The following is a 12,077-nucleotide window of genomic DNA, read 5'->3' on the forward strand; positions in this document are numbered from 1 at the left end:
GCCATGAAACGCCGCGACCTGCTCAGCCTCGCCTCCGTCCCGCTGCTTTCCGCCTGCGCCACGGCGCCCGCCCCCGTGCCGCCGGGCGAGGCAGCGCTGGCGGCCACGCCGCCCGCGCCCGCAGCATCGGCCGCCACCGCGCTGGCCCCGCCGCCGCGCGAATGGCGCGCCGCCTGGATCGCCACCGTCGCCAACATCGACTGGCCCAGCAAGCCTGGCCTGAGCGCTGAAGCGCAGCAGGCCGAGATCAAGTCCCTGTGCGACATCGCCGTGCGCATCGGCCTCAACGCGCTGATCCTGCAGGTGCGCACCAGCGCCGATGCCCTCTACGACTCCAAGCTGGAACCCTGGAGCGAATACCTCACCGGCACCCAGGGCCAGCACCCCGGCTACGACCCGCTGGCCGTCTGGCTAGCCGAGGCCCGTGCCCGCGGCCTGGAGCTGCATGCCTGGATCAACCCCTACCGCGCGCGGCACAGCACGGCCAAATCCGCGCTGGCCGAGACGCACATCGGCCGCAGCCGCGACTGGGTCAAGCGCTATGGCGACCAGCTCTGGATGGACCCCGGCGAGCCCGCCGCTGCCGAGCAGACCCTGGCCGTGGCGCGCGACATCCTGAGCCGTTATGCCGTCGACGGCATCCACATCGACGACTACTTCTACCCCTACCCGATCACGGATCCGGCCACCAAGCAGGAGGTCGACTTCCCCGACGAGGCGAGCTGGCAACGCTACACGGGCAAGGGCGGGTCCCTGGGCCGGCACGACTGGCGCCGCTACAACGTCAACACCCTGGTGCAGCGCCTTTACGCGTTGGCTCATGAAGTGCGCCCGGGCACGCGCGTCGGTGTCAGCCCCTTCGGCATTCCCAAGCCCGACGCACGCCCGGCCGGCATCAGTGGCTTCAGCCAGTACGACAAGCTCTATGCCGACGTGGAGCTGTGGCTGCGTGAAGGCTGGATGGACTATCTCGCGCCCCAGCTCTACTGGCCGCGCTCGCAGACGGCCCAGTCCTTCGAGCCGCTGCTGCAGGCCTGGCGCGCGTCCAACCCCCTGGGCCGGCCCATCCATCCGGGCCTGTTCACCAGCCGCATCAACGACACCGACAAGAGCTGGCAGCCCGACGAGGTGCTGGCGCAGATCGACATCATCCGGCGCGCTTCGCCGGGCAGCGGCCACATCCACTTCAGCATGGCGGCGCTGGCGCAGAACCGCCGCGGCATTGCCGACGCGCTGCGCCGGCAGTACGCGGCCGCGCCTCAATAAGCGTAGGTCAGCTTGCGCAGCTGCACTTCGTAGCCGCGATCGCTGGTGCTGACCGTCGACGAGGTGCTCTTCACGCGCAGATAGACCGCCATCGTCTTGCCCGTCGCGTTGAAGTAGTTCACTTCCGGCTTGCCGCCGATCAGCACGGCGCTCTTGATGAGCTTGCCACTGGCGTCCAGGAGCTCCATCGTCGCGTTGAAGGCAAAGATATCCAGCAGCGTCGGCGGGTCCAGCGTCAGCGTGGTCTGCAGCGTCGTCGAGGCGGCCAGGTTGACCGAGTAGATGTCGACGTTCTGCGGGTAGGCCGGCTGCAGCGTGCCGCGCACCCGCGCCGGGAACACATTCACGTATTGGGCCTGGGCCAGCGTGTCGTTGGGCTCTCGCTCCAGGCGCAAGCCCCGCGCGGCGATGATGGCTTGCTCGGCATCGACGATGCCGGCACCGCAGCCCGTGCAGCTGCCCGGGAAGGCGCGCGCGGTGGACCGCATCAAGGAGACCATGCCTGCGGGCAGCACCGTCACGTTGACGGCCGCCATCAGCGCGGCCACACCGGCGACATGAGGCGCCGCCATCGACGTGCCGCGCAGCCAGCTGTAGCCGTCGGCCACCGGGCCGCTCATGCCGGAGTTGGACAGCGACAGCACGTTGCCGTAGGTTGCGTCGCCACCGGGCGCTGCGATGTCCACCATGTCGCCATAGTTGGAATAGCTGGAGCGCGCGCCGACCTTGTTCGTCGCGGCCACGGCCGTCGCATGCTTGCAGTTGGCCGGCGTCTGTTTGGCGACGTCCTGGTTGTCGTTGCCGGCCGCGACGACGATCAGCGCCCCCTTGTTATGGGCATAGGTGATGGCCGACTGCGTGATGCTGGCACAGGCCGCCTCGCCGCCCAGTGACAGGTTGAGGATCAACGCCGGGTTGGCGTTGACCGGCACGCCGGCCACCGAGCCGCCCACGGCCCAGACGATGCCGTCGGCGATGTCCGACGTGGCACCGCCGCACTTGCCCAGCACACGCACCGGCACGATCTTGGCCTTGGGCGCCACGCCGGTGACGCCCAGCGCGTTGTTGCCCACGGCGGCGATGGTGCCGGCGACATGGGTACCGTGCCAGCTGCTGTTCTGGGCCGGTTTGTCCGCGCCGCACTGGTCGGCTGTGACGTTGTCGCCGGGGTCGCTGGCGTTGGTGTCGCGGCCGCCACCGTCGCCGGCGCGGGTGCTGTCAGTGATGAAGTCATAGCCCGGCAGCAGGTTGGCTGCGATGTCGGCATGCGGCAGCACGCCGGTGTCCAGCACGGCCACGCGCACGCCGGAGCCCATGCCGATGTCCCAGGCCTTGGGCGCGTTGATGCCACCGGTCGGGTCGCTCATGTCCCACTGGTTGGCCCAGTTCGTGTCGTTGGGCGTGAAGGTAGGCTGCAGGACATGGTCGATCTCGACGGACTCGATGCTGGCGTCCGACAGCTGGATGTCGCGCGCCAACTGCGCCAGCGCGCCGGCCGGCACGCGCTGGGCGAGGCGGATGACGCGATGGCCGAGTGCGCTCTCGCGATCGAAGGCCACGCGCTGACCGCGCGCCTCGCTCATGGCCCGAAAGCCCTGCAGCGCCGCCTTGGCCGCCAACGGCGTGCGCATGCCGTCCTTGAACTTGATGATGAGGCCGGCAGCCTGCGGCTCTGTGCGGGTCTGGGGCTGGCTGGAGGCTGGGTTCATCACGCTGAACAGTGCGGCGGCAATGAAGCTGAGGGCGAAGGGCTTGTAGTTCGAGTGCATGGAAGGCTCCGTGTCAAAGAACCCTCATGCTCGACAGCGCGCGTTGCAGCCCCGCTTCAGCGTTGCATGCGGTTGGTTTCGTTTGTTGCGCGCGCCCCCTAGCTTGCCCGCCCAGGCGCCGTTGTCATGCCGGCTTCACGGCGGCTGCCTAGCCTGCCATGGTTGATCCAACGGAGACCTCTGATGCGCCGCACCCTCACCCGCCTCGCACTGCTGCTGCTCGCCGCCGCCAGCCTGCCCGCCTGGGCCCACGATGCCGACGGCGACCGCCGCGGTGGCAACGCCGGCATTGCCAGCGTGCAGCTCGGCCCGCGCCCCTTCTTCCTCGTCAACGAGATGAACGACAGCCCGCTGAAGAAGCGGCTGCAGCATTGCGCCGCCTCGCGCGAGAGCTACCGGCCCACGCTGTTCTCCATCGGCCACCGCGGTGCGCCGCTGCAGTTCCCCGAACACACCCGCGAAAGCTACGAGGCCGCCGTGCGCATGGGTGCCGGCATCGTCGAGTGCGACGTGACCTTCACCAAGGACAAGGAACTGGTCTGCCGCCACGCGCAGAACGACTTGCACACGACCACCAACATCCTCGCCACGCCGCTGGCGAGCAAATGCATCAAGCCCTTCACGCCCGCCGCCTTCGACGCCGCCGGCACCCTCATCGCACCCGCTGCGGCCGAATGCCGCACCAGCGAGCTGACGCTGGCCGAGTTCAAGACCCTGCGCGGCAAGATGGACGCCTTCAACCCGCGCGGCCGCACGGTGGCCGAGTACATGGCCGGCACGCCGGCCTTTCGCACCGACCTCTACGCCGGCCCCACCAGCGGCACGCTGCTGACGCTGAAGGAAGCCATCGCGCTGTTCAAGCAGCTCGGCGTGAAGATGACGCCCGAGCTGAAGTCGCCCAGCGTGCCCATGCCCTTCGACGGCTTCAGCCAGGCCGCCTATGCGCAGAAGATGATCGACGAACACAAGGCCGCCGGCGTGCCGGCGCGCGACGTGTGGGCGCAGAGCTTTGACCTCAACGACATCCTGTACTGGATCAAGAACGAGCCGTCTTTTGGCCGCCAGGCCGTCTACCTCGATGACGCCAACGTGCCCGCCGACGTGCCCACCGCCGAGCAGCTCAAGGCCTACCGTGCTCAAGGCGTGCGCATCGTCGCGCCGCCGCTGTGGATGCTGCTGGCCGCCGACACCAGCGGCAACCTGCTGCCCTCGCAATACGCGCGCAACGCCAAGGCCGCCGGCCTGGACATCATCACCTGGTCGCTGGAGCGCAGCGGCATCCTGGCCGACGGCAACAACGGCTCCTACTACCAGACCTATGACAGCGCCATCACCCGCGAGAGCGACATGTTCCGCATGCTGGACGTGCTGGCCGAGCAGGTCGGCGTGATCGGCGTGTTCTCGGACTGGCCGGCCACCGTCAGCTTCTACGCCAACTGCACCGGGCAAAAATAGCCCACCCCCTACCGGCTTCGCCGGCCCCCTCAAGGGGGCTGAGCCCGGACACAAACAGTCCTGAGGACTGTTTGTGCCTGGCGAAGGACAAGGCCTCCGGCTTTGGCAACCACCAGTGGCCCGGCGAAGCCGGTTCCACGGTGGTCGCTGGGTGGCCCGCGCGCTTCGCCGCGGGGATCAAACGACATCAGCTTGTCTGGCGCGCCACCATCAGGTGGTAGCTGCCACGCAGCCCCGCCTCCTCGAAGCCGCAGCTGGCGTACATGCGCCGCGCCGGGTTCTCGGGGTGGACGGTCAGCGCGACCTGGGCATGGCCCGCCCGCCAGGCGGCATCCAGCGCCGCCAGCATCAGCGCCTTGCCGATGCCCTGGCGCTGGAAGGCCGGCCACAAGCCGATGCCCAGCTGCGGCGTGTTCGCATCCACCGACGCCAGGCCCACGCCCTCGGGCAGCACGCGCAACCAGCAGGCGCCCGCATCCATGCCGTCGCGCACGGCGACAAGGCCGATGTCGGTCGGCCGTCCCCAGTCCTCGGCGTAGATGCGCACACCGGGGTTGTCCAGCACCTCGCGCGGGCGCAGCGGCGCGGGCGGCGGGTCCCACAGCGCGATGTGCAGCCAGTCCCATAGCGTGGACTGGTCCTGAGAGAACAGCGGGCGAAAGTGCAGCATGGGCCCGAGCCTAACTGAGCGGTCGGCCGTCAGTCTGAGGTCATGGCGATCACGCCAGCAGCAGCTTCGCCGCAGCGGCCAGCGCGGCCTCGTCCTTCAGCACGTCACCCGGCCGCGTGCCATCGCCCAGCACGGCGCCGCCCCAGCGCATCTTCATGTAGCCGGCGCTGAAGCGCAGGCTGTCCACCAAGGGCGCAGCCAGGTGAGGCTCGTCGCCGCTGCTGGTGGCGCACAGCACATGCATCGCCTTGCCGGCCATCCGCGCCTTGAAGTCCAGCCCCGGCACGCGCATGAAGGCGCTCCAGTGGTCGAGGTAGAGCTTGAGCGGCGCAGGCAGGCTGTACCAGTACAGCGGCGAGGCGACGAGGAGGTCGGTCGCCCACAGCGTGTCGTCGAGCAGGCGTGCCAGATCGCCCGTTGGTGCCGGGTACTGGCCCACGCTGTGGCGGATGTCCTCGAACGGCGGCATGTCCAGCTCGGCCAGGCGCTGCCAGCGCACCTCGGTGGCGGCGGGCAACGCCGCCACCGAGGCGCGGGCCATCAGTTCGGCGTTGCCGTCGGCGCGGGTGCTGGCGAGGAGGACGAGGATGCGGCGTGCGGCGGGGTCGGTCATGGCGTCGGGGGATCTTGGGCGAGGCCAAATGATGGCGCTGAGCCCATGCCCTTTGCCTGCCGCGGGGCAAGCCTGCAGCCTGCCGGCTGCCCCCCCTTCATCTGCGGGGCGTCCCCCAGAGTCTGGGGTGGGCGCCGGCAGGACTTCAGTCGCCCAATGGTGCAACACCCCTCCGGGAGACCCACCATGCGCCGCGCCCTCCTTGCTCTTGCCCTGTCCACGCTGGGCGTGGCCCAGGCCGCCAGCGTGTCCGTCTACAACAGCTTGGCGGCATGGCAGGGCGCCATCAGCGGGGCGGTGCAGACGCAGGACTTCTCCGGTTATTCGTCCGGCACCAATCTGACGGGCGTGGCGGTGTTGCCCGGCGTCACGCTGACCAGCAACCTCGGCCCGATGCAGGCCTTCGCGCAGACGGCCACCGCCTTTGGCGCGCGCAACCTTGGCAATGCCTATTTCGAAGGCCACTACGCGCTGCCCTTCCTGGCCGCAGCGCTGGACATCACCGCTTTCGAATCCAGCCCGGGCGTGCCCAGCACTGCGGTCGACCAAGGCCTGCTGTCCTTCCTCTTCGCCGACGGCACGACGCAGGACCTCGCCATCTCCGGCGGCAGCGGCGCACCCATCTTCGTCGGCGTGATCTCGACCAGCGCCATCGCGTCCTTCCGGTGGACCGAGGCCCACGAAGCCAATGGCGGCAACGAAGAGACGGGACTGGACAACCTGCGCGTGGCCATGCGCACCACCAACCAGTTGCCGCTGCCCGGCTCGCTGCCGCTGGCGATGCTGGCCTTGCTGATGTCCGGCGTGCTGCCGCTGGTGCGAAGCCGCCGGCACTGAATCAGGCTGGGATGATCGGTGCCAGCTGCGGCACCTCCTCGTCAGTCCACAGCCGGAACTGCGCGATGAAGTGCCGGCCCGAGCCGTCCTCCAGCCCAAAGCTGCCGCTGTTGCCCGGCGCCACGTCCAGCGTCATCTGCAGGCCGGCCAGGTAGTCGCACTGGCCCTCGCTCGCATAGACCGGCACGCCGCCCACCTCGCCCAACTGGCGGTCGCCGGCGTTCAGCTTGAGCTCGTGCACGGCAAAGCTCATCGGCGCGCTGCCGGCGCAGCAGCCGTGCGATTGGTAGAACAGCAGCTCGCCGTGCAGTTCGCGCAACTGCGCGATCAGCTCCTGCGCGGCCTCCGTGGCCTGCACGCGGGGAATGGAATCCGTCATCGCAAAGGGGCGGCCTGAGCCGCCCCGGCTCCGCTCAGAAGAAGCCCAATGCGTTCGGGCTGTAGCTGACCAAGAGGTTCTTGGTCTGCTGGTAGTGGTCGAGCATGGCCTTGTGGGTCTCGCGGCCGATGCCCGACTCCTTGTAGCCACCAAACGCCGCATGCGCCGGATAGGCGTGATAGCAGTTCGTCCACACGCGGCCGGCCTGGATGGCGCGGCCCATGCGGTAGGCGCGGCTGCCGTCGCGGCTCCACACGCCCGCGCCCAGGCCGTAAGGCGTGTCGTTGGCGATCTGCAGCGCCTCGGCCTCGGTCTTGAAGGTGGTCACGGCCAGCACCGGGCCGAAGATCTCCTCGCGGAAGATGCGCATGCTGTTGTTGCCCTGGAACAGCGTCGGCTGGATGTAGTAGCCGCCGGCCAGGTCGCCGCCCAGCTGTGCGCGGTCGCCGCCGATCAGCACCTTGGCGCCCTCCTCCTTGCCCAGCGCGAGATAGGTCTGGATCTTGTCCATCTGCATGGCCGAAGCCTGCGCGCCCATCATCGTGTCGGTGTCGAGCGGATTGCCCTGCTTGATGGCGGCCACGCGCTTCAGTGCCCGCGCCATGAACTTGTCGTAGATGCTCTCCTGGATCAGCGCGCGGCTCGGGCAGGTGCAGACCTCACCCTGGTTGAACGCGAACAGCACCAGGCCCTCGATGGCCTTGTCCAGGAAGGCATCGTCCTCGGCCATCACATCCTCGAAGAAGATGTTGGGGCTCTTGCCACCCAGTTCCAGCGTGGCGGGGATCAGGTTGCTCGCCGCCGCCTGCGCGATGACCTTGCCGGTGGCGGTGCTGCCGGTGAAGGCGATCTTGGCGATGCGCTTGCTGGTGGCCAGCGGCATGCCGGCCTCGCGGCCGTAGCCGTTGACGATGTTCAGCACGCCCGCCGGCAAGATGTCGGCGATCAGCTCGGCCATCACGAGGATGCTGATCGGCGTGCTCTCAGCGGGCTTGAGCACGACGCAGTTGCCCGCGCCGAGTGCCGGCGCCAGCTTCCAGGCCGCCATCAGGATGGGGAAGTTCCACGGAATGATCTGGCCGACGACACCCAGCGGTTCCTGGAAGTGGTACGCGATGGTGTGGCCATCGATCTCGGACAGCGCGCCTTCCTGCGCACGCACGCAGCCGGCAAAGTAGCGGAAGTGATCCACCGTCAGCGGAATGTCGGCATTCAGCGTCTCGCGGATGGGCTTGCCGTTGTCCACGGTCTCGGCGTAGGCCAGCAGCTCCAGGTTCTGTTCGATGCGGTCGGCGATCTTCAGCAGCAGGTTGGCCCGCTCGGCCGGCGGCACGGCCGCCCAGCTGGCGGCAGCGGCGTGCGCGGCGTCCAGTGCCAGCTCGATGTCGGCGGCGCTCGATCGCGCGGCCTGGGTGTAGACCTTGCCGCTGATGGGCGTGATGACGTCGAAGTACTGGCCCTCCACGGGTGGCACGAACTTGCCGCCGATGAAGTTGTCGTAACGCGCCTTGTAGGCGATCTTGGCGCCGGCAGCGCCGGGGGCGGCGTAAACAGTCATGGCTTGTCTCCTGCGAATGGGTTGAGGCATGTCCATCAACGCAGAACCCGTGCCAACACGCGCCGGGTACGCCAGGGCCCGCTGCACGAGCCGCAGCCAAGGGAAATCACCCTTCAGCTGTTGCAGGTTGGAGCAGTGAGGCACAAGACGGCACAGCGTTGCGCAAACAAAGACGGCAGCAGCGGCGGGAGTGCTCCAGCGGCCGCTGTCACAGCGCGGCGCAGCCTGCTCATGGCGTTGACACCGGCCCCGGTGCAACCCTGCCCGCGCGCCGCCGCATTGCTCCATCGCGCCGCGAAAACACCGCGATTTCAACTGGCATGGAGCTTGCGCCTTGACCGGCCATCCGCACGCCGCATCGGCTTGGCGGTGCATATCCATCAACAAAGGAGACAACGCCATGCAACTCAACCCTCTCGCCGCACTGCTGTCCGTGAGCTTCGGCCTGTTGGCCGCCGGCAGTGCCGCCGCCGCCGTGACCGACCAGATGATCGAGGCCTCGGCCAAGTCGGGCCAGGAAGTGCTGTCCTGGGGCCTGGGCACGCAGGGCCAGCGCCACTCGACGCTCAAGCAGGTCAACGTCGGCAACGTGGCCAAGCTGTCGCCGGTCTGGGCCTTCTCCTTCGGCGGCGAGAAGCAGCGCGGCCAGGAGTCGCAGCCGCTGATCCACAACGGCAAGATGTTCGTGACGGCCTCCTACTCGCGCATCTTTGCGCTGGACGCCGCCACCGGCGCCAAGCTGTGGAAGTACGAGCACCGCCTGCCCGACGGCATCATGCCCTGCTGCGACGTCGTCAACCGCGGCGCCGCCCTGTTCGACAACCTCGTCATCTTCGCCACGCTGGACGCCCAACTCGTGGCGCTGGACCAGGCCACCGGCGACGTGGTCTGGAAGGAAAAGATCGACGACTACGCCGCCGGCTACTCGGCCACGGCCGCGCCCATCATTGCCCAGGGCCTGCTGCTGACCGGCGTGTCGGGCGGCGAGTTCGGCGTGGTCGGCCGCGTGGAAGCGCGCGACCCCCGGACCGGCAAGATGGTCTGGACCCGCCCCACCGTCGAAGGCCACATGGGCTACACCTGGGACAAGGCCGGCGTGAAGCACGAGAACGGCATCTCCGGCACGCAGGGCAAGAGCTGGCCCGGCGACCTGTGGAAGACCGGCGGCGCGGCCACCTGGCTGGGCGGCACCTACGACCCCAAGACCGGCCTGGCCTACTTCGGCACCGGCAACCCGGCACCGTGGAACAGCCACCTGCGCCAGGGCGACAACCTGTTCAGCTGCTCCACCGTCGCCATCGACGTGAAGACCGGCCTGATCAAGTGGCACTACCAGGGCACACCCAACGACGGCTGGGACTTCGACGGCGTCAACGAGTTCATCACCTTCGACCAGGACGGCAAGCGCATGGGCGCCAAGGCCGACCGCAACGGCTTCTTCTACGTGCTGGACGCCACCAACGGCCAGCTCGCCAACGCCTTCCCCTTCGTCAAGAAGATCAGCTGGGCCACCGGCATCGACCTGAAGACCGGCCGGCCCAACTTCGTGCCCGAGAACCGCCCCGGCGACCCGACCGCCGGCGCCGACGGCAAGAAGGGCAACTCGGTGTTCTCGTCGCCCTCCTTCCTGGGCGGCAAGAACCAGATGCCCATGGCCTACAGCCCCGACACCAAGCTCTTCTACGTGCCCGCCAACGAATGGGGCATGGAGATCTGGAACGAACCCATCGCCTACAAGAAGGGCGCCGCCTACCTGGGTGCGGGCTTCACGATCAAGACGCTCAACGACGACTACATCGGCGCCCTGCGCGCGGTCGACCCCAAGACCGGCAAGATCGTCTGGGAGGTCAAGAACAACGCGCCGCTGTGGGGTGGTGTGCTGACCACGGCCGGCAACCTGGTGTTCTGGGGTACGCCGGAAGGCTGGCTCAAGGCCGCTGACGCCAGGACCGGCAAGGTCGTCTGGCAGTTCCAGACCGGCTCGGGCGTCGTCGCGCCGCCGGTGTCCTGGCAGCAGAACGGCGAGCAGTTCATCAGCGTCGTGTCGGGCTGGGGCGGCGCCGTGCCGCTGTGGGGCGGCGACGTGGCCAAGAAGGTCAGCTTCCTGGAGCAGGGCGGCATGGTCTGGGTGTTCAAGCTGCCCAAGTAAACCGCTCGTTTCGTCATGAAGGCGCCGGCCTGTGCAGGCCGGTGCCACGTTCATTCCCCGAGGTTCCCATGCATCCCACCCGCCGCATCTTCATGCTGCAGGCCACGACGGCCTGCCTGGCCTGCCCCGCCGTGGCGCAGACGCCTACCCCTGTGGACGAGGCCAGCGAGACCGCTGTCGCCCTGGGCTACCGGCACGACACCACCAAGGTCGACACCGCCAAGTTCCCCAAGCACCAGGCCAGCCAGCACTGCGCCAACTGCCAGTTCTGGCAGGCCAAACCCACCGACGCGTGGAGCGGCTGCGCGATGTTCGGCCGCAAGGCGCAGGTCGCGAAGAACGGCTGGTGCAATGCGTGGGTCAAGGCGCCGGGCTGAGCCCAAGCCGGGCTCGCGGAACAGGAGCCCACTGGGTCGGTCACATGGAAAAGCGGCTGTCGGCTTCAGGCTGGCTGCCGACTTCCAGTTCTGGCGGCGCGGTGGCTGCTGCCACCGCCCGTTCGGTCATTCGACGCCCCGGCGGGCGAAATACCGCTCTACATCCGGGACCTGACGCCCAGGCGCACAGGACGTAGCGCTGGGCTTGACGCGCCCGAAGCGCCCGAAGCGCCTGCAGGCGCCCCCGCCTCTCATTCGTTCTTGAACAGGCCCTTTTCCTTCATCCGCATCAAACGCGAGCGTGTGGCCGTCTTGCGCGCGGGCGCCAGTTCGTGGATATGGGCTCCGCCGGGTATCGTGCCGCCGCGGCCAGCGTGTCCCGCGTCGGGCAGGGCTTCGTTTCCCAGCGCGACAACGGCGCTAATGTCGGGCGGTTCGGGCGCACCGATCACTTCGGTCAGCACGGGCGGCTCTTGCACGACGCTGCGGATCTTGTGCAGCGGCAGCAGCTCCGGCATGTCGCCAGGGGGCTGCAAATGCACCGCGGCGATCTGCACCGCCCTGTCCATGTTTTCCGCACTCACGACATCGTGGCTGGCAACGTGGTGTCCGGATCGGCCATCGTCTCCCTCGTTCGGACCAGGAATTTCCAGATGTGTCAGATCCACCGTATCGCTGAGATCGACGAAGCCCGCTAGGTCGGTGTGCCGGGCCGTCGTGGCGTCGTCTCGCGGCACGGCCCGCGCCGGGGCAGCCGCGGGCACATGGGGCGACGAGCCGCTGCCTTCGCGCGCGGCTGACGATTCGTTGCCCAGGTCCGGCACTTCCATGCGGCCATAGGCCTGCAGGCGCAAGCGCTCCCAGACCAGCCCCATCGCCGCCAACTGGCGCATCCGCTCCTCCTGCGACAGACTGCTGCCGATGGCCGAGAGCATCGCGTGCAGTTCGGGATGGACCTCGCTGTCGACGTCGAACTGCAGGTGAAGAACGGCCATGGTTACTTG

The 12,077-nt window shown here is 68.5% G+C and carries 11 protein-coding genes; 5 read left to right on the forward strand and 6 right to left on the reverse strand.

The window, feature by feature from the left end; genetic code table 11:
• Positions 1 to 3: 3 nt before the first annotated feature.
• On the forward strand, positions 4 to 1,266 hold the full coding sequence (locus ASC95_RS15965) for a glycoside hydrolase family 10 protein (protein WP_057298701.1): 1,263 nt from the start codon (positions 4 to 6) through the stop codon (positions 1,264 to 1,266).
• On the opposite strand, the gene ASC95_RS15970 is transcribed toward ASC95_RS15965, so the two are convergent.
• Positions 1,260 to 3,035 carry a S8 family peptidase gene (locus ASC95_RS15970; RefSeq protein ID WP_057298702.1) on the reverse strand — a complete coding sequence of 592 codons (1,776 nt, stop codon included), beginning with the start codon at positions 3,033 to 3,035 and terminating at the stop codon, positions 1,260 to 1,262. The two genes, ASC95_RS15965 and ASC95_RS15970, sit on opposite strands and share 7 nt — an antisense overlap.
• A 183-nt stretch (positions 3,036 to 3,218) precedes the next feature.
• Between ASC95_RS15970 and ASC95_RS15975 the strand changes: the two genes are divergently transcribed.
• Positions 3,219 to 4,490, forward strand: a complete 1,272-nt coding sequence (locus ASC95_RS15975) for a glycerophosphodiester phosphodiesterase family protein (protein ID WP_057298703.1) — start codon at positions 3,219 to 3,221, stop codon at positions 4,488 to 4,490.
• Between the two features lie 187 nt (positions 4,491 to 4,677).
• On the opposite strand, the gene ASC95_RS15980 is transcribed toward ASC95_RS15975, so the two are convergent.
• The gene (locus ASC95_RS15980; protein WP_157256343.1) at positions 4,678 to 5,160 is read right to left on the reverse strand and encodes a GNAT family N-acetyltransferase; all 483 of its coding nucleotides are present in this window, start codon (positions 5,158 to 5,160) and stop codon (positions 4,678 to 4,680) included.
• Positions 5,161 to 5,209: 49 nt separating this feature from the next.
• Positions 5,210 to 5,773, reverse strand: a complete 564-nt coding sequence (locus ASC95_RS15985) for a flavodoxin family protein (RefSeq protein ID WP_057298705.1) — start codon at positions 5,771 to 5,773, stop codon at positions 5,210 to 5,212.
• 186 nt (positions 5,774 to 5,959) lie between these two features.
• On the opposite strand from ASC95_RS15985, the gene ASC95_RS15990 reads away from it, so the two are divergent.
• Positions 5,960 to 6,610, forward strand: coding sequence for a hypothetical protein (locus tag ASC95_RS15990; protein WP_057298706.1), 651 nt, complete (start codon positions 5,960 to 5,962; stop codon positions 6,608 to 6,610).
• A 1-nt stretch (position 6,611) separates the two neighbouring features.
• Here the strand turns inward: ASC95_RS15990 and ASC95_RS15995 are convergent, their stop codons facing one another.
• Together ASC95_RS15995 and ASC95_RS16000 are read right to left on the reverse strand one after the other, a co-directional pair.
• On the reverse strand, positions 6,612 to 6,989 hold the full coding sequence (locus tag ASC95_RS15995; RefSeq protein WP_057298707.1) for a DUF779 domain-containing protein: 378 nt from the start codon (positions 6,987 to 6,989) through the stop codon (positions 6,612 to 6,614).
• A 34-nt stretch (positions 6,990 to 7,023) separates the two neighbouring features.
• The gene (locus tag ASC95_RS16000; protein ID WP_057298708.1) at positions 7,024 to 8,547 is read right to left on the reverse strand and encodes an aldehyde dehydrogenase family protein; all 1,524 of its coding nucleotides are present in this window, start codon (positions 8,545 to 8,547) and stop codon (positions 7,024 to 7,026) included.
• Positions 8,548 to 8,947: 400 nt separating this feature from the next.
• Between ASC95_RS16000 and ASC95_RS16005 the strand changes: the two genes are divergently transcribed.
• Positions 8,948 to 10,696, forward strand: coding sequence for a PQQ-dependent methanol/ethanol family dehydrogenase (locus tag ASC95_RS16005; protein WP_057298709.1), 1,749 nt, complete (start codon positions 8,948 to 8,950; stop codon positions 10,694 to 10,696).
• A 68-nt stretch (positions 10,697 to 10,764) separates the two neighbouring features.
• Positions 10,765 to 11,073, forward strand: a complete 309-nt coding sequence (locus ASC95_RS16010) for a high-potential iron-sulfur protein (protein WP_057298710.1) — start codon at positions 10,765 to 10,767, stop codon at positions 11,071 to 11,073.
• A 251-nt stretch (positions 11,074 to 11,324) separates the two neighbouring features.
• Here the strand turns inward: ASC95_RS16010 and ASC95_RS16015 are convergent, their stop codons facing one another.
• Entirely contained in the window at positions 11,325 to 12,068 is a 744-nt protein-coding gene (locus ASC95_RS16015; protein WP_057298711.1) for a hypothetical protein, read from the reverse strand.
• Positions 12,069 to 12,077 lie beyond the last annotated feature (9 nt).

The organism is Pelomonas sp. Root1217 (assembly GCF_001425705.1).
Classification (GTDB): Bacteria; Pseudomonadota; Gammaproteobacteria; order Burkholderiales; family Burkholderiaceae_C; genus Pelomonas.